Source organism: Rahnella bruchi, assembly GCF_003614975.1.
Lineage (GTDB): Bacteria > Pseudomonadota > Gammaproteobacteria > Enterobacterales > Enterobacteriaceae > Rahnella > Rahnella bruchi.
The window spans coordinates 367,144-389,123 of sequence record NZ_QZWI01000002.1; the positions used below are offsets into that span (position 1 = coordinate 367,144).

Below are 21,980 nucleotides of genomic sequence, written 5' to 3' on the forward strand. Positions count from 1 at the left end.
TAAATTGCAGCGCATTACGCAGATCTGAAAGTAATTACCTGAAAAGTGCTGAAAAAACCTGCGAAGCGGGTGGATGCAGAGTTCAACGTATTGCGAACCCCGGAGAGGTAAAGTAGCCTTGGATCCGATTTCCATCTGGTCATAACAGGGATACCTATGATTAAGCGACTTATAGCTGGCGTTTTCGGCATCATTATTCTGATGCTGGCTGTCGCTATTGGCCTTGATCAGTGGATCAGCTTGCGCACTCAGCCCTATATTTATGACGAAGTGCAGACCCTGCCCCATCGTCAGGTTGGCGTGGTTCTCGGTACGGCAAAATATTACCGCACCGGCGTGATCAACCAGTACTACCTGTACCGTATTCAGGGGGCGATTAATGCCTACAACAGCGGCAAAGTAAAATACCTGCTGCTCAGTGGCGATAATGCGCTGCAAAGTTACAACGAGCCGAGCACTATGCGCCGTGACCTGATCGCCGCCGGTATTCCTGCCAGCGATATTGTGCTCGACTACGCCGGATTCCGCACACTCGACTCCATCGTGCGTACCCGTAAAGTCTTCGACACCAACGATTTCATCATCATCACCCAGCGTTTCCACTGTGAACGCGCGTTGTTTATCGCGCTGCACATGGGCATTCAGGCGCAATGTTTTGCCGTTCCTTCGCCGAAAAATATGCTCAGCGTGCGCAGCCGCGAAATCTTCGCCCGTCTGGGGGCGCTGACGGACCTGTATCTGCTCAAACGCGAACCCCGCTTCCTCGGACCGCTGATCCCTATCCCTGCGGTACATAATATTCCCGACGACGCTCAGGGCTATCCGGCAGTGACTCCGGAACAATTACTGACCCTGCAACAACAGCTGGAAGCCGAGAAAAAAGCGGCTATTGCTAAAGCTGCGGCCGATAAGGCAGCAGCAGACAAAGCGGCTGCGGACAAGGCCGCCGAAGAACAGGCTGCGAAGCTTAAAGCCGAGCAGGAAGCCAATGAAGCTGCTCAGGCTGAAACCGAGGATGCCGCACCGGCACCTGAACCTGCGAAACCAGTGGGCAAAAATCCTTTCCGACAATAACGTCTCGCAGCAAAATACTTCTATCGACCGTCGCCCCTCTATCCACGTTCTATGCGGCAGGGCCTTTGCTTTGCAAAGCGCCCACTCATCCCTTGAGATCCACGTCAATAAAATAGCCTTAGCAAATTAGATAATTCTAAAATGACATTCAATACTACAAAGACAAAATCACACCATAAAAAAAGGCATCACACAGGAGAATGTGATGCCAAATCGGATAATGGATCCTACGCGCCAATGGATGGCTGTATTTATCAATATTACAGGCGCATTATCGCTGAATAATTTTCATAAAACATCTGCATAATTTTGAAATGCTAATTAAAAGAAATTAAATGTGATCCCCTTACTGAAGAATTGCAAAAGAGATAAAACTTGCAAGCGGCCGAAAAGGTTGCATCATTAAAATCAACAACCTGATAATCAACATCTTTAATTTCACATTTAAAAAATACTAAAAAACCCTCTGAAACAATTAATTACAGTCGGTTCATCGCAAAGTGAATAAAAGCTTCGAAAATTCCCGCTTCAAATATTCTGTTTTGAGCATGATAATGTCCGCAATATTGTGCACTTCGCAAGGTGACCCAATTCCAGGGGAATGACTCCACAAACCTTCCTATTAAGATAACTTATAGATATACAAACTGGCACCGGCTCACTCATAGGAAAATACACATAAAATGAAAAATAACATAAAATTGCTGCTCTTTATTTTATCCTCATTCTATAGTGTGGAGACGATAGCAGCAGATGGAGTCTGTTCGCCCATTAATGGACCGGCTACATTAACCTATGATATAGGAAATATGACGATAACCGATCCAGGTAATAATATTGCAGGAAAAGTGCTGCCAGACCAAATACTGTCAGCGCCCAGCAAAACAACAACGATTAACTGTACCTGCTCAGGAGGCCCTTATACTTATGTATGGATATGGGGTGACACGAACCTTCCTAACCCACAGACTATTGGTGATTACACTTACTTTGATATACCCGGAAATGAATACGCTCAGGTGGGTATAAAAGTTAAGACTATTAACGGATATGTGTCCGTGCCATTCGGGCCGATACATAATAAAGTAAACTCGTCCACCACCAACTATTCATGTAATGAAGACATCCCTTTAAATTCTGGTGGTAAAAATACCGGCGGTCAAATTGAAGTATCCGTAAGATTAAAGAGGTCAGTCGTTGGTCAGTCAGTCATTAATAATGTCCTGATTGCATCCACTTACTGGACAGTCGGCGATACAGGAGGCTCCTCACATGGGGCTATGGCGACAACAAATACTTATCTCAATGGGACAATTACCGTTCCCCAAAACTGTGTTATTAATGCCGGAACACAGGTCGTGGTTGAATTAGGAGATATTTACTCGAGTGACTTTAAAGTTGCCGGAGAGAAACCTGCTAACTATACACCGAAGACATTCAGTATTCCTGTTGAGTGTAACGATATGAGCGCCACGGCAAACCTGACGTTGCGACTTCAGGGAACGCCCTCGGTACAATTCCCTGATGCTTTACAATCAGACAACAAAGATGTTGGTGTCGTTGTTACTGATGAAAGCAATAATCCTTTGGTCCCGAATAATGCGACCAGCGTCATCCCCTTTACCTTAGACGACAGTTTTCGCTCTGATATCATTTTGCATGCCTTTCCGGTTGGAACCACTGGCACCCCTCCAAAGGAAGGTGTGTTTACTACTCTGGCTTACTTACGAGTCGATTTTTCCTGATCCTGAAATTTCAGCTACTCACGGGCCAATAGCAATATTGGGCACGTCACGAAATATAAAAATCATTAAGCGGCAGTAACAATATTAACTGCCGCTAAAATTATAAGCACATGAAATTAATTTCAATATTTCATCACCTGGCGTTCTCAAATCATTATTCAGCTTGTATGAATATTTTCCATAAATTGGTAACATTGCGCACATTCGTTTTTTTATAAATATTTCGCCTGTGTAAACTGACAGATTTTTCATTTATTGATAAACGATTCGAGATTTCATTATTTTTGTATCCTTTCAGGATATATTTCAAGACAAGATTTTCATTTGTTGTAAGCCATTCTATTTCATTGCCTGACACGAAATCATCTTTCTGATAACCCGATTTATGTCTCCACAATACACTCACCAGTCGCTGCTTAATAACTTCCACTTCCATCTTTTTAAAATTTTTGCCATCTGACTTTGCGCTTCGATATAAATGATAAAAGTCACATTCAAGACCATTTTTCATTGACAGTAAACGTACGTTAGGATTAACGCTACGTATAAATAAAAACTTCCTAATCGTCAGCCATAAGCCATCTTCATCATCGTAGACCAGGTAATCGACATCTTTAATTACAGAGATCATCCTTCTATAGGAGTGACAGATGATGACATTCGAACTTTCTGAATTTTTTATCTGACAGCAAAGTGCCTTTAGTGCATTTACGAGAAATAAGTTTCGACTAAAAATAAGTATGTTTGCCATGGTCAATGCTCCTGTTAAAATGCCCGATGAAACTTTGTCCGGGCATATATAACGAAATAAATTAAGTTATAATATTATCCAGGTGAGTATCAAAAATATCATACAGGCCCAAAGAACTGATTTTCTTTTCAAGCGCACGATGATAATGAAGATAACACTTGAATTTCATTTCAAAGGATGGCGGTGGTGAAAATGATTTAAGTGGAAGCATAGAAATAAGTGGTTTGGTAAAAACCGCAGGAACCATCATGATATTATCGCTTCCCGAACATAAATAAGCCAGTGTCAGTAAATTGGGGCTTTCCCAGGCAATGTCGCGCTCACTAAAATACCGCTCCGAAGCGCCAACTCCATCAACCATATTACTGATGCTCCCCCGGTCACGCTGCCAGCGAAGATGCTGATTCTGGTGCCAGTCTTCAAGCGTAAACTTATTTTTAATCGAAGGATGATTTTCCCTGACAAGAATGCACATATCAGAATAAAGGTACCGCTCTGATATGATGGAAACATCTACGGGTAACCGGCCGCCGATATCAATATCGACTTCCCGGTGTTTCAGCTTACGCAACCGCTCATTTTCACAAGAATCCATTGGCACGAAATGAAGCGTTTTCTCGCTGATAAAATCATGAATGTAATCAGCTAAAAGAAATTCGACCAAAGAATATGTTGTGATAATAAAGGTTTTTCGGGTTGTACTCAGTCCCATCACTTCATTGTATTGGTCCTGAAGTGAATAAGCCTCGGCATTCGGTTTCAATCCCTGTTTCTCTCGTCGAAAAAGAGGAACGCCCAGCTGATCCTGTAATTTTTTTAAAGTGTAGCTTATGGATGATGGGGATATATTTAACATCTTCGCGGCATTCGTTGCACTGCCATTTTCAATCAATGCATTAACCACTTGTAGTTTTTTTATACTAATGTTATTCATTTTATCACCAGAAAAGAACTTACGAATCTACCTTATGGCACAACAATCACTAGAAGGAATGGCTATATGCTTTCAAACCTTCAACTATGTCATTCAGATAGAGAGCTGCTTTATTATCATCTATAAACCTTGTATTGAAATGCATGTGACAGTCGTAATTAATATCAAGTTCATCAGGAAGAGAAAGTCTTTTCACCGGGAATCTTTTTATCAGCATCGGGATAAATATATCAGGGATCAGCATCACACATTGAGTGCTCGCACAAAAAGCGACCATATTAACTATGCTTCCAGAAATAATAGCCACATCCCGATCCTGCAAATACTCATTATTTTTCACTGTACTCAATATATTATCGGAATAATAATCCATCATAACAGACCAGATCGCATGTCGTGTTTTCTGTAAATCATCAACGGTCAGTAAATCAGGTAATGATGTATTATTCACTCCTGCCAACAGTGAAACCTTTGAAGTGAAAATTTTTATCCGGCTGATCTGCCTGTCCGGGGGCAAACTACCACCAATATCGATATCGATCGTTCTGTTTATGAGATGATTCATACGATCATTGATATCAGGTGCATAAGTCAGGAAAACGAAACGATACAGAGGCTCAATGTTCTTTAAGCAAAATACAGAATCAGCTAATAACATTTCTACCAATGAAAAGGTCATGAACCTGAGCTCACTTCTTGTTTCCATATTCCACTTACTATCTTTGACCATATTACCTGCAGCGAATATCTCATACCGCTGGCTTAATTCAAGCGCCGTGGTGTCAGGCTTCATTCCATGTCGCGTTCGGATAAAAAGATGCTCACCTGTCATGCCTCTTAATATCTTAAGTGAATAGCTTATCGCACCAGGCGTAAGATTGAGTAACTGCGCTGTTTTCGTGACGCTCCCCGTCATCACGAGGATATTTATTATTTTTAAAAACTTAAATTCGATTTTGTTTTTCATGCATTACCCCAGAGAGGATTTGTATAAACTTTGCTTAGCCTGGAGACTGCATATAAAAAATATTATCAAGTAAGCTCATAACATAATGTTTAAAAAAACTCATACTGTGAATATAAGGCCACTCGCTGATTTGCACAATGCATATGACGAACCGCATTGAAACAGGAGACCATTTATAGTGATTTTAAATATTAAAGACACAGTATTTCAAGAAGTTACGCGAACTTTCAGGAAAATTCAAAAGCAAATTTAAAACAATTGAATATACATAATTTCAATCAAAAATATAAAAAATATGAAGCACAGGCTGTATTGAATCATTTTCAATCTGCAAAATAAATGTAGCTTAGATTTCTTCATTTGATAATAAGGTAGTGACAGAAGTTCACCGGGGCGCCATCTCTGTAAGAGCATCCCTGTCGAAATCCCTGAATATCATAAGGCAGTTATTCGTTTAATTTCAAAAGCACTTTTAAATTTATATACCCCCCCCAGAACGGCACCCTCTTTTTCCATTCGCCTCTAATGTAAGTATAAAAAATTAACATAACTCATGTAAACAAACCTCACAAATCCCACTGGGAAGGGATAAAAACAATCATCACTTAGCTTCAAAAGAACCTCTGTGCAAGCTCACTTTTTGAAACACCTTGTTAATATTCCAATTAACTAAATTCATAATATAAAAACATTAAATTTTGATTTTTTAGCACCATTATCAACCTGTTACAGGCCTTCATGACTTTCTGCTTTCAGTCACGTATTTCATCTGTCTTGTTTTATTCAAACCGGCAAATTAACATTCATCTCAGTAATAAAAACCAAATGAACCTTATCTCTTTAATTAAAGGCATTCACTTCAGAAAACACGTTTTACCTTCACAAACCAACAGAGTAAAAATAATACTTACAACTCAAGGAGCACTAATGAAACTGGATAAAAAAACATTGGCATTGGCTATTTCACTGGTACTTATCAGCGGTTCTGGTTTTGCCGAAACCACGTCAGTATCGGGTGGCACTATTAACTTTGAAGGGAAAGTTATTAATGCAGCATGTTCAGTTGCCGCAGACTCCATAAATCAAACCATCACGCTTGACGACGTTAAGGTTTCAAAGCTCGCGACAACCGGAGAAGCGGCAGGTCAGCCAGTTTCTTTTGAAATCCTTATTTCCGATTGTGACACCAGTGTCATGCAAAACGTGTCCGTGACTTTCAATGGTCAGTCAGATTCAACCACGTCAGATGCACTGGCCAATACCGCAGGGGTAGGCGCAGCAACTAATGTCGGTCTGCAATTATACGGCCCTGACGGAAAAGCACTGCCGGTTGGCATTGAATCGGCCACTATCCCTCTGAATGGCATCCAAAACACCCTGCCGTTCAGCGTTGATTATATCGCGACAGGTGCGGCTGCAACGGCAGGTACCGTTGCCGCAACAGCCACTTTTAGCATGAACTATTCCTGATTGAAAATATGTTCCTCTGCTTCCCGCGAGGAACATTCACTTGCATTAAAGGCAGGGCAATAATGAGCGCCAGTGATAAAAAATTAAGTCATATGATTTCCGGCAAGAATATAAAAGTGACGCTATATGCCGGTTTACTGGCAGCTATGTTGATAGCCCCCGCTCATGCCGGGGGTATTTCTCTGGGCGCAACGCGTGTCATTTATATGCAAGGTGCCCGCGAGACGACGTTATCTCTTGCTAATACCTCGGAAAGTAATCTTTATTTAATTCAGTCGTGGATAACAGACGCTGAGGGTAAAAAATCATCCTCTTTTGTGCTAACGCCTCCGCTGTTCACAATAAAACCTAAGAAAGAGAACAGCCTGCGAATTATGTACACCGGCCCCAAATTGCCCACAGACAGAGAGACTGTTTTTTACCTGAACAGCAAAGCCATTCCTTCCGTTAATAAGAAAGACTTACAAGGGAATACGCTGCAAATTGCTACACAAAGTGTCATTAAATTATTTGTTCGCCCGCAAAACTTACCCTCCACGTCACGGGAAGCCCCTAAAAACCTGAGCTGCAAAGTGGTTTCGGGGAAAGTCACAGTGAAGAATCCTTCGCCTTACTACGTCACCCTGGTGAGTTTCTCTGTCGGCGGGAAAAAATTGCCAAATACCATGATTTCGCCACTCAGCTCGCGCGAGATCAATATTCCAGGTCATCAGACGGGAACAGTCAGTTTCCAGACGGTAAATGATTACGGGTCAAATACCCCCCGGCAGAAATGCGATTGACCCTATTTTAGGACACGATTTTCGCAATATTTCTCCCGGCAGAGTATTGCGATGGGTTTTACACGTAAGGAATGAATAGCCAGTGCTGACCATACATTATCGAATATCTGCACTGGCAGCTTTTATCGCAATTTTTTCCGTGAATAGCTTTGCGGATGAATATTTTAATCCTGCTTTTTTATCGGGTACCCCTTCTGCAATAGCCGATCTCTCTCGCTTTGAAGGGGGGGCTCAGGCTCCCGGAATATATCGGGTCGACGTTTATCTGAATGACAGATTTCAATCCCGCAAAGACATCCGCTTTATAACTTCGGATAGCACTGCTGATGACACCGGCCTGACCCCGTGTCTGACTCCCGGAATGCTCACCAAAATGCGGGTGAATCTGGAGAACCTGCCTGCACTGAAAGCACAAAAGCCGGATGCCTGTCTGAACCTGCCCTCTGTGATTGAAGGTGCGACAACACAGTTTGATTTTGAAGGTTTACGTCTGGATATTACGATTCCACAGGCGATGATGATGAACTCAGCGCGTGGCTATATTCCGCCTTCCCAATGGGATGAAGGGATTAATGCCCTGTTGCTGGATTATAATTTCACAGGTTCGAACAGCGAGGATGGCACCGGCTCAGAGTCTGATGACTTCTTTCTCGGTCTAAACAGCGGTATCAATGTCGGTCCATGGCGCCTTCGTGATTATTCAACATGGAGCTACAACAACAAACGTAATAATAAAAGTGAACTACAGCATATTAATACCTGGCTGGAGCGCGCCATTATTCCCTTACGTAGTGAGCTGGTTGTTGGCGACAGCAGCACCCAGTCCGATATCTTTGACAGTATCGGTTTTCGCGGCGTGCAACTGGCATCCGACGACAATATGTTACCCGACAGCCTTCGGGGTTTTGCTCCTACCATTCACGGTATTGCCCGCAGCCACGCGAGAGTCACTGTCCGCCAGAAAGGGTATGTCATATACCAAAGTTATGTGCCTCCCGGCGCTTTTGCCATCACTGATTTATTTCCCACCTCATCGAGCGGGGATCTGATCGTGGAAGTGAAAGAGTCCGATGGCAGTCTTGATATCTATACCGTCCCTTACTCTTCCGTACCCGTTTTACAGCGTGAGGGGCATATAAAATACACCCTCACAGCCGGTAAATACCGTAGCAATTCGGACCAGCAGGATGAGGTCAGTTTTGTGCAGTCGACAATGATTTGGGGATTGCCCGCGGGATTTACTGCCTATGGCGGCTTCCAGACAGCGCAGGATTATCAGTCAGTGGCTCTTGGCACAGGCGCGAACATTGGCGATTTCGGTGCACTATCATTTGACGTTACGCAGGCGAACAGCGTATTGGCCGATGACAGTAAACACAGCGGAACCTCATTGCGTTTTTTATACAGCAAGTCACTGCAAAATATGGGAACCAGCCTCCAGCTCGTCGGCTATCGTTACTCGACAGAGGGTTTCTACACGCTTGAAGAATCCACCCGGAACCAGATGACAGGGTATGTCGATAATTCCGGGGATGAAGTCTCTGCAATCCCTGCTTCCGTTTCAGACTATTACAATCTGCATAATAACAAGCGCGAAAAAATACAGATCAATGTATCGCAGCAACTTGGCGACAGCGGCTCGCTTTACATCAGTGGCAGCCGCCAAAACTACTGGCGGTCGGACGAACATAACACCCTTTTACAAGCCGGTTACAGTGGGAATATCTCTGGCGTCTCCTGGACGCTCAATGTCAGCTACAACAAAATACCCGGCCTCAGGGAGGCGGATCAACGAGTGGCGCTGGGTATTTCTCTGCCGCTCAGTCAATGGCTGTTCCCGGCCAGCGATATCACCCATCAAAGTCACAATACCTACGCCACCTCCAGTGTGAGCTCAGATACGCATGGCCGGACAACCCAGAGTGCCGGACTCAGCGGTACGTTGCTCAAAGACAATAACCTCAGTTATAGCGTGCAGCAGGGTTATCAGAACAGGGGCGGCGGCACCAATGGCGCTGTCAGTGCAAATTATGACGGAGCCTGGGGAAGTGCCAACGCCGCCTATAACTACAGTGATAATCACTACCAGCAGGTGAACTACGGACTTAGCGGCGCGATCGTCGCGCACCGAAACGGGGTAACTTTTTCTCAGCCGCTGGGCGACACCAATGTTCTGGTGGCAGCTCCCGGTGCTGAAGACGTCAAAGTGGAAGACAACGCCGGTATCCAGACAGACTGGCGGGGCTACGCTATCGTGCCTTACGCCACCACCTATCGCCTGAACCGGATGGCGCTGGATACCACAACCCTCCCCGATAATGTTGATCTCGACGAAACCGTGGTCAGTGTCGTGCCCACGCGCGGAGCACTGGTTCGTGCACAATTCACAACGCATATCGGTGCCAGAGTCTTGCTGACGCTGACTCATGCAGGCAAAAAAGTTCCTTTTGGCGCGCTGGTCTCAACCGCTGATGGCAACAGCAGTATTGTCGGGGATGACGGTCAGGTTTATTTGTCCGGTCTGGCTTCTCATGGGCAACTGACAGTGAGTTGGGGTAAAGCGTCATCACAGCATTGTGTGGCGAAATATGTTCTGCCTGAAGATGCGGCCAATAACACGATAAATAAATTAACGAGAGCTTGTCAGTGATGAGAACGCTCCGGGTTAACACATCGCTCTTTTGCACATTTCACTTTCTCCTTACCCGACGGGTCAGGGCTTTCGTCATGAATAGTCTTGACCCAACGGCTCTGCAAATTAAGCCCCAACTCAAAAGATGCAAAAAAATGAAAAAGTTATGGCTAAGAAAAATGGCGTTTATAGCCCTGTTATCCCCGACATCAGGCGTGGTTTTCGCCGATACCTATAACCTGCAAATGACCGGCACCATATTGTCCCGTAGCTGCGAAGTGGAAAGCAGCAGTCAGAAACAGACGGTCGACATTGGTCAGTTTGCGGTAACCGATTTTACTTCAACGGGGAGCGCAAGCCCGGCGAAATCCTTTGAAATCAAACTGAAAGGCTGTGGAACCGCTGCCACCGGAACATCACTGAGTTTTTCTGGTATCAGCGATGCTGCAAATCCCGCCTTACTGGCATTAACAGATACCGGCGATGCAGGAGGAATGGCCAGCGGAATTGGTGTGGAAATATTGAACGCCAGTCAGCAACCCTTAGTGCTTAACAACCCGACACCTGCAACGTACCCCCTTGAACCGGGAGACAACGTTCTCTCTTTCTATCTGCGTTACAAATCCACGCAGTCGGTTGTCACGGCAGGCAATGCCACGGCTGTCATGTATTTCGACCTGCAATATCAATAAGGAGTAAGCGATGAACTCTACATCAGGAGTAAGTTTAGCTGCGCTCAGCCTGCTCATGGCTTGGTCAGGTGCTATTTCGGCTCATGATGGTGAGATCAATATCACCGGAAGGATTGTGGACAAAACATGCTCAGTGTCAGCGGATTCGTTAAACTCGCTGGTCACGATGGGAAGCGTGAGTAGCAAACAGTTTGCCCGCGCAGGCGATGGATCCCGCTATGAACCTTTTACTCTGACTCTTGAAAAATGTGGCGATGCGGCCAGTAATGTCAGCGTGACATTCAGCGGAAGCGCGGACACTCACAATTCTGACTTACTCGCCATAGAGCAAACTGAGGGCAGCGCGGCCGGTATCGGTATCGCTCTCTATGACCATGACAAAAAATTGATCCCCCTGAATCAGGCAAGCGCAGGTACAGCGTTGTTGCCTCATCAGGCTCAGGTCATGCTGGCGTTTTATGCCCGTTACCTTGCCAATGGCGATGAGGTTTCTGTCGGAACCGCAAATACTTCAGCAACGTTTGTGCTGAACTATGCGTAAAATTTTCCTGGCCGGCCTGATAATCCTGCTCGCCAGCCCTGTGGTTAACGCCGGGGTGGTGATAGGCGGAACGCGTGTTATTTATGGTGGAAAGCAAAAGAGCGTGGCACTCACCTTGCGTAACAACAGTGATTCCCCCTGGCTGATTAAAAGCCGCATTACGCCAGGCGGGAGCTGGTCAGGCGCATCAGTACGACCAGCACTTAACCCATTTATCATCACGCCGCCTTTATTTGTTATCAAAGCCGGCAGGGAAAGTGAGATCCGGGTCATTAAGTCAGCGGAAAAGCTGCCTGATGACCGTGAGAGTTTGTTCACACTGAGCGTGGCGACCATCCCCTCAGGAAAGACTGACAATAACAATGTTCAGATAGCTATTCGCTCTAAGCTGAAACTTCTCTATCGTCCGGCCAGACTGAAAGGGGTGGCAGCGGAAGCCTATAAGGAACTGCATTGGTACAGGTCGGGCAACCGGCTGAAGGTTGATAATCCAACGCCCTACTTCGTGACCCTTTTTGATTTGCAAATTAACGGGCGCAAGATAAAAAATGCGGGTGTAGTACCGCCCTACAGCATCCGGGAGACATCCTGGTGCCACCGGCAAGCTACTCAATGCCATATCACATGGAAAAGTATCAATGATTACGGCGGATTAACGCCTACCGCGAGAGCTCATATCGAAAATTGATGACCTTTACCACGTGGATTAATCCTCCGGACTCATTTGATGCTGAGTCACTTTCTGGATCTCAGATAACAGCTGATGGAAGTTTTCATTTTTGGAAAAAGAGTGATGATAATGTACATAACATTCAAAACTCATCTTCATTTCAGCAGGCAGCTGCAATGCCTTTACCGGGAAAAGCGATTCTACTTTTTTTCCGATCAGCAAAGGTAAAAGAATGACCAGATCACTGTACGCACACAACGCAGTCACATTCAGCGAACTGCTTGCCACGAAAGCAATTTCCTGCTGATCGAACAAGGCTCGAAAACTGTGCGTCAGCTCCATATTATCGCTGATAAATTGCATCCCACGGGACCAGATAATGTGCTGGTTCTGGTGCCAGTCGTCCATGGTGAACGTCTCTTTTATGGTGGGATGATTTTTACTGACCAGCGCACCTAAATCCGATGAAAAGAGTTTTAGCTGAACAATGGAACTGTCTACGGCAAGCCGGGAACCAATATCGACATCGACCTCTTTATTGCGCAGTTTCATCAGGCGTTCTGCATCATCATGAGACGACCTGCTGAAGGTCAATTTTGTCGTATTCAGCAAAGTGATAGACAGTAATAATTCGAATAATGAGTAAGTGCTCAGGACAATCGTTCTTTCGTTTAAGGACTTTTGCATATCCCCTTCAGAAAATTGTTCTGTCACTCCCAGATAGCGCTGACTAAGTTCCAGTGCCAGAGTATTGGGTTTCATCCCGTCACGTGTCCGAAAAAACAATGCAGATCCTGTTGATTTTCTTGCCTTATTAATCAAATAACTCACCGCACCTGGAGTCACTTGTAAAATTTCCGCAGTTTTTGTCACGCTGCCGGAAGTACTGAGTAAATGTATCGCCCGCAGCACTTTCATATCCATTTCTATACTCATTTCCAGAATGCTCCTTCAGTTTCCAAAGACTTTACTTCCGTCTTATTCACGCCTGATAAATTATAGATTTGAAGTTGTGAAAGCCATAGTTACGCAAAAAGGGCGCCGAAGCGCCCTTTTGTTTTACTGCAAATGAAATTATTTCTTCTTGGCGTATTTCAAAGAGTCTAGCGCCACCGCGAAGATGATGATGCTGCCTTTGATAATGTACTGCCAGTAAGGGTTAACGCCGATATAGGTCAGGCCGTAGTTGATGACGGTGAAGATCAGAACACCGGTCACCACCCCTGCCACAGAACCCACCCCACCGGCGAAGGATACGCCGCCGACCACACAGGCTGCGATGGCATCAAGTTCATACATAAAGCCGAGGTTGTTGGTCGCACTACCGATACGCCCTGCCTCCAGCAAACCACCAAAGGCATAGAACACACCTGAGAGCGCATAAATCATGATCAGGTTTAACGGTACGTTAACGCCTGAAACTTTTGCTGCTTCCGGGTTACCACCGATAGCGAAGATGTTTTTACCGAAGCGGGTTTTATTCCACAGCACCCAGACAAACGCGATAGCAATGACCGCATAGAAGGTGATGTAGGAAAGCTTCAGGCCGCCCAAATGGATAAAGCCCTGTGCGAACTTGGAAAAGCCTGGGTCAAAACCGGCAATGGGTGAGGAGCCCACATAGTCGTAATACAGAGAGTTAATCCCGTAAACGATAATCATGGTACCCAACGTGGTGATAAACGGCGTCACGTTCAGGTAAGCGATGATAACCCCGTTGAGCAGACCAATCAGCGCCCCGACGATACACACAGTCAGGATAACCAGTGGGATCGGCACCACTTCCAGATTCGGGAAGACTTTGTTGACGTTATCCATCGCCTGCAACATGGTGGCCGCGACTACCGCTGCCAGACCCACCTGACGACCGGCTGACAGGTCCGTACCTTGTGTGACAATCAGACCTGCCACACCGAGCGCAATGATAACGCGCACGGAAGACTGAGTAAGGATGTTACTTAAGTTAACCAGACTGAGGAAGCTGGGATCCTGAATGATAATAATGGCCAGTAAGACCAGCAGTACCACATAAATCCCGCCCTCTTTTAAATAAGTGAGCACACTTTTCTTATTTAATGCTTTCATAATAAGAACCCTTAAAAATTAGAGATGCAAGGAAGCCAGGCGTAATATTTCATTCTGCGAAGTCGTTTTTGTTTCAACAATACCCGCAACCTGTCCATTACTCATAACCAATATTCTGTCAGTAATACCCAGCAACTCAGGCATTTCAGAGGAGATAATAATGATCCCCTTCTCTTTTTTAGCCAACTCGGTGATTAACTGGTAAATTTCAAATTTAGCGCCAACGTCAATCCCGCGCGTCGGTTCATCCAGCATTAATATTTCAGGATTGGTTAATAACCAGCGCCCGATAATGACTTTTTGCTGGTTCCCGCCAGACAACGAGCCAATACTGGTTTTATGCCCTGGTGTTTTCACGCGCATGGAATCGATAACCCATTGGGTATCACTTTTCATACGGGTGGTGTCGAGCAATCCGGCTTTATTTTTATATTGACGGATGTTCGAAATCAGCGAGTTAAAACCGATATCCAGATACGCATAAATACCGGTGGAACGACGCTCTTCAGTCACCAGTGCAAAACCATGGTTAATGGCTTCATTGGCGCTGTGATTATTAATTTTTTTGCCGTGCAGTTTAATGGTTCCGGAAACTTTCTCACGGATCCCAAATAATGTTTCGACGATATCTGTACGCTTCGCGCCGACCAGACCGGCAATCCCGAGAATTTCCCCTTTGTGTAAATCAAAGGAAATATCACGAATTGAAGGCTGACGCAGTGAAGTCAGATTACGCACTTCAAGGATCACTTCACCTGGGACGTTCTGACGGTCCGGGAAGCGCTGACTCAGTGAACGGCCAACCATCATGGAAATAATTCTGTCCATGTCCAGGCCTTCCAGCGGCTGAGTGACAATCCACTGGCCATCGCGAAGAATAGTGATTTCATCACAGAGCTGGAAAATTTCTTCCATCTTATGAGAGATATACACGATGCCACAGCCGCGATCTTTCAGCTTACGGATAATCGTGAACAGGTGGTTCACTTCTTTTTCCGTCAGGGAAGATGTCGGTTCGTCCATAATGACGATTTTGGCATTGTAGGAAAACGCCTTGGCGATTTCGATCATCTGCATTTGGGACACAGACAATTTACCGACCTTATCACGCGGGTCGATGTCAATATCCAGCTCATCAAAAATCGCTTTGGTGTCTTTGTACATTTTGTCCTGATCGACAAAAATACCTTTGGTCGGATAACGTCCCAGCCACATGTTGTCCATGACGGTACGTTGTAACACCAGGTTTAATTCCTGATGCACCATCGACACACCTTGTTCAAGCGCCTCTTTGGAGCTTTTAAAATTAACTTCCTGTCCCTGAAAAAGAATCGTACCGGCATCTTTGCTGTAAATTCCGAACAGGCATTTTAATAATGTGGATTTACCCGCGCCATTTTCACCCATTAAGGCATGGATGGAATGCGGTCGCACTTTTAAATTCACATTATCTAACGCCTTAACGCCTGGGAATGATTTATTAATACCGCTCATTTCCAGCAGGAATTCACCTGGCTTTTCTGTTTTTGTGTCAGATAACGAAATATCGGCCATAGTTGTACCTGGCTAAAGATAAAAATAAACGGATGTATTAATGCCTGATGTCAGTAATGCAGCCGGGAAGCGAACTTACCGGCTGCATTATGGCATGACATCCTGTCAGACAAGCATTAACGTCTTAATACCCTTCATACTTATTTTGGGTATAACACTTACTTTTTTTACGGCTTAACCGCAATATTAATTGCCACTGCTTAGCTTTGTTTTTGTATTGCTGTCTGTCAGTCTTACGGGTCTTACTTTATGACACTAAAGCGTCGGTCTTATTTCGTGAAAGTAGACAGGTTATCTTTATCTACAGCCACGTAAGGAATACGAACGACTTTATTTTCAACTTTCCAGTTGGTGCCATCAGCTGCGGATTTACCTTCAGCCAGATTTTTAGCCAGCTCGAAGGTTGCTTTAGCCTGGTTGCTTGCATCGTTGAGCACGGTACCGGCCATTGCACCAGATTTAACCAGTGCCAGCGCTTCTGGCAACGCATCCACACCGAAGACCGGAATGCTGGATTTGTTATGAGATTTCAGTGCTTCTACAGCGCCCATTGCCATTGCATCGTTGTTGGCAATAACCACTTCGATTTTGTTAGCGTTAGGACCGGACAACCATGCGTCCATTTTGTCTTTCGCCTGAGCGGTATCCCACATGGCGGTGTCGAGTTGCAGCTGATCGGTTTTCAGGCCTTCTTTGCCATTCAGGGTGCTGATCACGTATTTAGTACGCGCTTCAGCATCCGGGTGACCTGGTTCGCCTTTGATCAGCACATACTGAATTGTGCCATCTTTGTTCAGATCCCAGGCCGGGTTAGCTTTCCAGTGTTTAGCAATCAGCTCACCCTGGATAACACCGGATTCTTTAGAGTCAGTACCGACATAATAGGCTTTGTCGTAGCTGTCTAAATCTTTACGGGAAGGTTCTTTGTTATAGAAGACAACAGGAATGCCAGCACCGCGGGCTTTTTCGATAATTACCGGGGCAGCAGCCGGGTCAACGAGGTTGATGGCCAATGCTTTAACACCCTTCGCCAGCATAACGTCCACCTGGTCGTTCTGGGTGGACTGGCTGTTTTGCGAGTCATTCATCAGCAGTTGCACATCTGGAGAAGCTTTTGCGTCTTTCTCAATGGCTTTGCGAACTTCTGACATGAAGTTGTCATCATATTTATAAATGGTGACGCCGATTTTAGTATCAGCAGCATGCGCGGCAAAACCAAACATCATGCTTGCAGCCAGAGTCGCCAGGGTGAAGACCTTCTTATTCATTTGTATCTCCGGTTATGTAGGGTGTTACAGAATGTGGCACCGGAAATCCATGCGGGAGCAGTACAGTTCCACGCTATGTTTGCGGGTGCCTGCCATCCTTGACTTATAACGTCCTGACTCGCTGTGAAACAAGTCCGCTAAGCGGACCCAAATTGAATCATGTTGAAAACGAATGAATCATAATGTGCGCGATGTTAATAAACTGTGAAAGTTCTCACAGATTGAAAACGGTTACATCGCGTTATTTGATCAATAAGTGACGGGCGCCACATTTTGCCACGGTGACACAGAATGGCGTCTGACCAGCGTCGGCATAAAACAATGCGAAACACCCGTAGATAACTGTTCTGCCGCACCTTTTAGGGCCAGTTCGGTAGCCAGCGTCGCCATCGATACGATCGGATAACGCACCGTCGTCATCTTCGGACTGGTATAACGGGCGATCGGAATATCATCAAAACCAATCAAAGAGAAATCGTCCGGAATGTTAATTCCGTTTTCTTTCAACACCGCCATCGCGCCCGCCGCCATCGAATCGTTATACGCAAAGACCGCACTCAGATGTAAATTGCGACCGAGCAGTTCCACCATCGCCGCTTCGCCGCCCTGCAAATCGGGCGAGCTTTGTGCCCGCCATGCGGCAGGTGGCGCGTCTCCTGTCTGATGTGAGTGCGTCATGGCCTGCGAATAGCCCTGATAGCGCTGCAAATCGTCTTCGATCCCGTGGCTGGAACCAATATAACCAATGCGCTGATGCCCCTGAGAAAGCAGTAATCGGGTGGCCATTTCAGCGCCACTGACGTTATCAAGCCAGACGCAGCGGTGTTCGTAACCCGGAATCACCCGATTAATCAGCACCATGCCGGAAACCTGATCCATAAAGCGGGAAAGTTCGTCATCGCCTAACGCTTTGGAGTGCACAATCAGTGCGTTACATCGCTGACGAATCAAAACCTCAATGGCATGCCTTTCTTTTTCAGCAATATGATAGCTGTTACCTATCAGGACATATTTCTGGTGTTGCTGTGCGACGGTATCCACCGCTTTAACCAGTGCGCCAAAAAAGGGATCGGACACGTCCATGACCACCACGCCGATGGTGTCGCTGCTTTGTGTTGCCAGCGCCTGTGCGTTGGCATTTGGCCGGTATCCCAGCGTGGCGACTGCCTGTAAAACTTGTTCGCGCGCTTCTTTGCTGGCAATGGCCGGATTATTCAGAACACGTGAAACGGTGGCGACAGAAACGCCCGCCAGCCGTGCGACATCACGAATGGTGACCATGCGTCGCTCCGTGATCTGCCAGAGAATGGTAAGGAGGAATACGGAAATTTTTGACCCAGGAAGTAAAAAATGCAGACAAAGAGAAGCGAGGTGAAGTGCTCATGGCGTTTCCTTTATTAGTGTAGTGGTCGTCGGAGTGGCACGACCGCTATCCTAATCATTTTGTGAAAACGCCTGCGTGAATCTCGTCACAGGAAAGAAAACGTTTACATACAATTTTGCAACCTTCATCCCAAATCTATCATTTAGGATGATGTATCGACGTCATACTCAGGCTGTTTTCAGTTCTTCCCCAGCTGCTTTTGCTGTCAGCAGGCGCCATAGCCACTCAACCGGCCCCTGCCGGAAATAACGCAGCCAAAACAACGTCATCAGCAGATTACACGCCCAGACCAGTGGCACCAGCGCGACCAGTTGCAGCCGGTCGAAATGCTGATAGAAGCCGAACACGTTGAAGAATGTGGTACAGATAAACGTCTGTAACAGATAGTTGGTCAGCGCCATGCGCCCTATTTGTGATACCCAGCGGGTCATGCGCCAGCGGGATATCTGCGGCCAGAATCCGTAACACAGTGCCAGATAACTCACCGCTTGCATCAGCGAGCCGATTTCACGTGGCACCTGCAACAAAAAACCGCTCCAGCGGTAGTCCCAGCCGGTGCGATATTGCAGGTAAATTGCCGGAATTTGTATCAGCAATGAAAGCGGTAACAATACCGCTGCGATTTTGCGGTAATGCGAGGGGCGAAATTCTCCTTTCAGCCATCCGCTGCGCATCAGACCGGAGCCGATAAGCATCGCGCCAGCCAGTTCCCAGCCATATTGCGCGCCAATGGCCAGCAAACTGGACGACAGTAAATCGAGCCGGTTCTGAATCGCCTCCCAGCCGCCTTTCAGCCTCCAGTATTGTTCATACTGTATTTCCGCCGGTCCCGGAAGCCAGAAACTGCCTGGTTCTGGCGAGGTAATAAAACCCAGCATCGCCAGAACCGCCACGCCAATCAGATACAAAATGATTCCGGTGGAAATCAGCGACTGACTGCTGCGCCCTTCCCTCACCATCCGCCAGCACACCAGACCGATCAGCCCATACGACAGCAAAATATCGCCGTCCCACAGCAAAGTCGCGTGCAGAAATCCGCACAACAGCAGAATTGACAGACGCGCCTGGATCCAATGTTTGCCGCGTGGCAGTAACAAATACAAACCGCCGCCAAACAGCATGGCGAACATCATCAGGAATTTTCCCTGTGCCAGCACGTCAAGCACCGCCCAGGTCCAGGTATCCGAAGTGGAGGGGGTACCGGCAAATGCCGGATTCAGGTAGGCAGCTTTCGGCAAACCGAAGGCGCTGATATTGAGCAGAAGAATGCCAAAAATGGCGAGACCACGGGCAAAGTCGAGCGTGGCAATACGTGAGCGCACCCTGACATTCCTTTTGAAGATTATTGAGATATTTAAGAATAAGGGAAGAAAATCAGGGTGGCTACCATCCAAGTAAATGAAGTTGCAGCAAGCCAGCCAGCGAGGAGAGCCCGATGAGCTGACTGATGTCAGTGATTCGGGTCTCCGAACGCAGCGAACGCCGCTGCGGCTTTAGTTACGACGGATGGCGAACGGTTCTTAAGAATTCTTGTCGTGTATTCTGACTGGATTTAAATAATCCGCCCAGCGAAGTCGTGGTCGTTGCGCTGGTCGCGTCACGCACACCGCGCGCTTTCACGCAGTAATGCACTGCATCAATAGAAACCGCGACGTTGGTGGTGCCGAGCAGGGTCTGCAATGCCACCAGAATCTGCTGGGTCAGACGTTCCTGAACCTGCGGACGCTGGGAGAAGAACTGCACGATACGGTTAATTTTCGACAGGCCGATCACCGTGTCTTTCGGGATATACGCCACGGTCGCTTTGCCGTCGATGGTCACGAAATGATGCTCGCAGGTGCTGGTCAGGGTGATATCGCGCACAGTGACCATTTCATCCACTTTCATCTTGTTTTCGATGACGGTGATTTTCGGGAAGTTGGCGTAATCCAGCCCGGAGAAGATTTCATCCACATACATCTTGGCAATACGGTGCGGCGTTTCTGCCAGACTGTCATCGGAGAGATCCAGATTAAGAAGCTGCATAATACCGGTCATATGTTCCTGGATCCGCTGCTTGCGCGTTTCATTGTCAATCGGCAAAGCTTCACGCAGAGGGGTTTCCAGACCACGGGCTAACAGGGCCTCGTGAACCAAAATGGCTTCTTTACTCAGGGTTGGCATTCTTTCTTTCTCCGGCAGATGTAATCACTTTGACGCAGATCACGCCAAAGTGAGGTGGCTTACTGTAGTGGAGAGCGGATTCATAATCCAGTGATTGTCTTTCATAATGGATGAAATAGCTGCAACTTATCGGTTATCCCTAAAGACCAGCGCACCGGCAATAATGAAACCGGCCAGCGCGACATAGAGCGCAGGCTCGAGCTGATGCGTCAGCGCGGTCGAAATCGCAGATAAAATCGGTCCAAATAACTGTCCGACGGCATAACCGGTGGTCAGCAATCCGGCCATGTAACGGCTGTGATTGGGTGCAAGTTCACGACTGCATTGCAAGGCCAGCTGTACCACGCTTAAGAAACCGCCGCCGGTCAGCAATGCTCCGAGCACCAGACCGGTCACGCCCGGCACCACTTCCGCACATAAAATTCCTATTCCCTGCGCCCATAACGTCAGTGCCAGACGTTTATGCGTGGTCAGGCGGTGCCGGGTCAGAATACCGATAACGATGCCGATAACCGCTGCTCCGCCAAACACCGGCCAGACGAACTGAGCGAACAGGCTGTCAGGGAAACGCGCACTCGCCATTTGCGATAAAAATGTCGCCGGAAGAATGTAACCAAAACCCGCCAGACTGTAGCTCCAGACCAGCCGTTTAAGCGCTGGCGTCATCACCAGCGGCTCCGTCGCCATATGGGAACGGTGCAAATCACCTTTGCGCGGCAGATTCGGTGTAATGATCGCCACGAAAATCAGCGCCAGGACGCCGTACACACACCAGGCCTGCGCCGAGGTCAGCTGTAAGCTGTGGATGCCCACCGCTAGCATGCCGCTGAGGAAAATCCCCGCGCCCGGCCCGGCGAACACCGCAGCACTCAGCGCCGGACGGCCATAATGCGCCAGCCGTTCGTTACACCACGCTGACACCATCACCATCGCCCAGCCGCTGGTCCAGCCGATCATAAAGCGCACAATGCTGTGCAGCACTTCGCCGGAAATCACCGCGGATAATAATGTCAGGATCACCCCGCCCCACACGCCCAGCCACAGACGGCGTTCGAGATGTTTGCTGGCACGCATACCATCAAATGCACCGCACAGATAACCGAGATAGTTGAATGCGGCGACCAGCCCCGCGCCGGTCAGGCTGAACTGATGTTCAGCTATCATTAAAGGAACCTGTGGCGTGAATGCGAAGCGCCCGATCCCCATCGCGACCACAAAAGCCAGAAAACCACTTAGCGCAATTCGAAAAGCCATAACTGCTCCGTCTG

General features: G+C 47.0%; 19 protein-coding genes. 8 read left to right on the forward strand and 11 right to left on the reverse strand.

The features are described 5' to 3' along the window. The first annotated feature begins 156 nt into the window (after nucleotides 1-156). Together sanA and D5398_RS07090 are read left to right on the forward strand one after the other, a co-directional pair. A complete protein-coding gene (sanA, locus tag D5398_RS07085; RefSeq protein ID WP_120506964.1) occupies nucleotides 157-1,074 on the forward strand; it encodes an outer membrane permeability protein SanA in 918 nt (305 codons plus the stop codon). A gap of 683 nt (nucleotides 1,075-1,757) precedes the next feature. Beyond that, the gene (locus tag D5398_RS07090; protein ID WP_120506965.1) at nucleotides 1,758-2,819 is read left to right on the forward strand and encodes a fimbrial protein; all 1,062 of its coding nucleotides are present in this window, start codon (nucleotides 1,758-1,760) and stop codon (nucleotides 2,817-2,819) included. Between the two features lie 154 nt (nucleotides 2,820-2,973). Here the strand turns inward: D5398_RS07090 and D5398_RS07095 are convergent, their stop codons facing one another. The 3 genes from D5398_RS07095 to D5398_RS07105 all read right to left on the reverse strand — a co-directional run bounded on the left by D5398_RS07095 (nucleotide 2,974) and on the right by D5398_RS07105 (nucleotide 5,471). Continuing rightward, nucleotides 2,974-3,570: a helix-turn-helix transcriptional regulator gene (locus tag D5398_RS07095; RefSeq protein WP_120506966.1), complete on the reverse strand. Its 597-nt coding sequence runs from the start codon at nucleotides 3,568-3,570 to the stop codon at nucleotides 2,974-2,976. A 61-nt stretch (nucleotides 3,571-3,631) separates the two neighbouring features. Further along, the gene (locus D5398_RS07100; RefSeq protein WP_120506967.1) at nucleotides 3,632-4,504 is read right to left on the reverse strand and encodes a LysR family transcriptional regulator; all 873 of its coding nucleotides are present in this window, start codon (nucleotides 4,502-4,504) and stop codon (nucleotides 3,632-3,634) included. Nucleotides 4,505-4,553: 49 nt separating this feature from the next. After that, complete coding sequence (locus D5398_RS07105; protein ID WP_120506968.1) at nucleotides 4,554-5,471, reverse strand: LysR family transcriptional regulator; 918 nt, start codon at nucleotides 5,469-5,471, stop codon at nucleotides 4,554-4,556. A 933-nt stretch (nucleotides 5,472-6,404) separates the two neighbouring features. On the opposite strand from D5398_RS07105, the gene D5398_RS07110 reads away from it, so the two are divergent. The 6 genes from D5398_RS07110 (at nucleotide 6,405) to D5398_RS07135 (ending at nucleotide 12,276) form a co-directional block, all read left to right on the forward strand. Then, nucleotides 6,405-6,941 carry a fimbrial protein gene (locus D5398_RS07110; RefSeq protein WP_415838555.1) on the forward strand — a complete coding sequence of 179 codons (537 nt, stop codon included), beginning with the start codon at nucleotides 6,405-6,407 and terminating at the stop codon, nucleotides 6,939-6,941. A 92-nt stretch (nucleotides 6,942-7,033) separates the two neighbouring features. After that, nucleotides 7,034-7,723, forward strand: coding sequence for a fimbria/pilus periplasmic chaperone (locus D5398_RS07115; RefSeq protein WP_162940734.1), 690 nt, complete (start codon nucleotides 7,034-7,036; stop codon nucleotides 7,721-7,723). A gap of 82 nt (nucleotides 7,724-7,805) precedes the next feature. Continuing rightward, complete coding sequence (locus D5398_RS07120; protein ID WP_162940725.1) at nucleotides 7,806-10,373, forward strand: fimbrial biogenesis usher protein; 2,568 nt, start codon at nucleotides 7,806-7,808, stop codon at nucleotides 10,371-10,373. A gap of 137 nt (nucleotides 10,374-10,510) precedes the next feature. Next, entirely contained in the window at nucleotides 10,511-11,047 is a 537-nt protein-coding gene (locus tag D5398_RS07125) for a fimbrial protein (protein WP_120506970.1), read from the forward strand. 10 nt (nucleotides 11,048-11,057) lie between these two features. After that, nucleotides 11,058-11,588, forward strand: a complete 531-nt coding sequence (locus D5398_RS07130; RefSeq protein WP_120506971.1) for a fimbrial protein — start codon at nucleotides 11,058-11,060, stop codon at nucleotides 11,586-11,588. Further along, on the forward strand, nucleotides 11,581-12,276 hold the full coding sequence (locus tag D5398_RS07135; RefSeq protein WP_120506972.1) for a fimbrial biogenesis chaperone: 696 nt from the start codon (nucleotides 11,581-11,583) through the stop codon (nucleotides 12,274-12,276). Before D5398_RS07130 ends, D5398_RS07135 begins: the two co-directional genes overlap by 8 nt. 18 nt (nucleotides 12,277-12,294) lie before the next feature. Here the strand turns inward: D5398_RS07135 and D5398_RS07140 are convergent, their stop codons facing one another. From D5398_RS07140 to D5398_RS07175, 8 genes are all read right to left on the reverse strand, one after another. Continuing rightward, the gene (locus D5398_RS07140; RefSeq protein ID WP_120506973.1) at nucleotides 12,295-13,194 is read right to left on the reverse strand and encodes a LysR family transcriptional regulator; all 900 of its coding nucleotides are present in this window, start codon (nucleotides 13,192-13,194) and stop codon (nucleotides 12,295-12,297) included. Between the two features lie 138 nt (nucleotides 13,195-13,332). Beyond that, a complete protein-coding gene (gene mglC / locus D5398_RS07145) occupies nucleotides 13,333-14,343 on the reverse strand; it encodes a galactose/methyl galactoside ABC transporter permease MglC (RefSeq protein ID WP_120506974.1) in 1,011 nt (336 codons plus the stop codon). Nucleotides 14,344-14,361: 18 nt separating this feature from the next. Next, the gene (gene mglA / locus D5398_RS07150; protein ID WP_120506975.1) at nucleotides 14,362-15,897 is read right to left on the reverse strand and encodes a galactose/methyl galactoside ABC transporter ATP-binding protein MglA; all 1,536 of its coding nucleotides are present in this window, start codon (nucleotides 15,895-15,897) and stop codon (nucleotides 14,362-14,364) included. Between the two features lie 269 nt (nucleotides 15,898-16,166). Continuing rightward, nucleotides 16,167-17,165 (reverse strand): galactose/glucose ABC transporter substrate-binding protein MglB, encoded by a 999-nt coding sequence (gene mglB, locus D5398_RS07155; RefSeq protein WP_120506976.1) that lies wholly within the window; start codon nucleotides 17,163-17,165, stop codon nucleotides 16,167-16,169. 249 nt (nucleotides 17,166-17,414) lie between these two features. Then, on the reverse strand, nucleotides 17,415-18,446 hold the full coding sequence (gene galS / locus D5398_RS07160; protein ID WP_120506977.1) for an HTH-type transcriptional regulator GalS: 1,032 nt from the start codon (nucleotides 18,444-18,446) through the stop codon (nucleotides 17,415-17,417). A 270-nt stretch (nucleotides 18,447-18,716) separates the two neighbouring features. Then, nucleotides 18,717-19,871, reverse strand: a complete 1,155-nt coding sequence (gene yeiB / locus D5398_RS07165; RefSeq protein WP_120506978.1) for a DUF418 domain-containing protein YeiB — start codon at nucleotides 19,869-19,871, stop codon at nucleotides 18,717-18,719. A 175-nt stretch (nucleotides 19,872-20,046) separates the two neighbouring features. Further along, nucleotides 20,047-20,712 carry a GTP cyclohydrolase I FolE gene (gene folE / locus D5398_RS07170; protein ID WP_095922690.1) on the reverse strand — a complete coding sequence of 222 codons (666 nt, stop codon included), beginning with the start codon at nucleotides 20,710-20,712 and terminating at the stop codon, nucleotides 20,047-20,049. 126 nt (nucleotides 20,713-20,838) lie between these two features. After that, nucleotides 20,839-21,966, reverse strand: coding sequence for a YbfB/YjiJ family MFS transporter (locus tag D5398_RS07175; protein ID WP_120506979.1), 1,128 nt, complete (start codon nucleotides 21,964-21,966; stop codon nucleotides 20,839-20,841). Between the last annotated feature and the right edge of the window lie 14 nt (nucleotides 21,967-21,980).

Coding starts and splice junctions, on each gene's coding strand:
- D5398_RS07115 (WP_162940734.1), top strand. CDS start 7,034: ATGATTTCCGGCAAGAATATAAAAGTGACGCTATATGCCGGTTTACTG.
- mglC (WP_120506974.1), bottom strand. CDS start 14,343: ATGAAAGCATTAAATAAGAAAAGTGTGCTCACTTATTTAAAAGAGGGC.
- D5398_RS07105 (WP_120506968.1), bottom strand. CDS start 5,471: ATGAAAAACAAAATCGAATTTAAGTTTTTAAAAATAATAAATATCCTC.
- folE (WP_095922690.1), bottom strand. CDS start 20,712: ATGCCAACCCTGAGTAAAGAAGCCATTTTGGTTCACGAGGCCCTGTTA.
- sanA (WP_120506964.1), top strand. CDS start 157: ATGATTAAGCGACTTATAGCTGGCGTTTTCGGCATCATTATTCTGATG.
- D5398_RS07095 (WP_120506966.1), bottom strand. CDS start 3,570: ATGGCAAACATACTTATTTTTAGTCGAAACTTATTTCTCGTAAATGCA.
- D5398_RS07140 (WP_120506973.1), bottom strand. CDS start 13,194: ATGAGTATAGAAATGGATATGAAAGTGCTGCGGGCGATACATTTACTC.
- mglA (WP_120506975.1), bottom strand. CDS start 15,897: ATGGCCGATATTTCGTTATCTGACACAAAAACAGAAAAGCCAGGTGAA.
- D5398_RS07135 (WP_120506972.1), top strand. CDS start 11,581: ATGCGTAAAATTTTCCTGGCCGGCCTGATAATCCTGCTCGCCAGCCCT.
- D5398_RS07130 (WP_120506971.1), top strand. CDS start 11,058: ATGAACTCTACATCAGGAGTAAGTTTAGCTGCGCTCAGCCTGCTCATG.
- D5398_RS07090 (WP_120506965.1), top strand. CDS start 1,758: ATGAAAAATAACATAAAATTGCTGCTCTTTATTTTATCCTCATTCTAT.
- galS (WP_120506977.1), bottom strand. CDS start 18,446: ATGGTCACCATTCGTGATGTCGCACGGCTGGCGGGCGTTTCTGTCGCC.
- D5398_RS07100 (WP_120506967.1), bottom strand. CDS start 4,504: ATGAATAACATTAGTATAAAAAAACTACAAGTGGTTAATGCATTGATT.
- D5398_RS07125 (WP_120506970.1), top strand. CDS start 10,511: ATGAAAAAGTTATGGCTAAGAAAAATGGCGTTTATAGCCCTGTTATCC.
- D5398_RS07175 (WP_120506979.1), bottom strand. CDS start 21,966: ATGGCTTTTCGAATTGCGCTAAGTGGTTTTCTGGCTTTTGTGGTCGCG.
- mglB (WP_120506976.1), bottom strand. CDS start 17,165: ATGAATAAGAAGGTCTTCACCCTGGCGACTCTGGCTGCAAGCATGATG.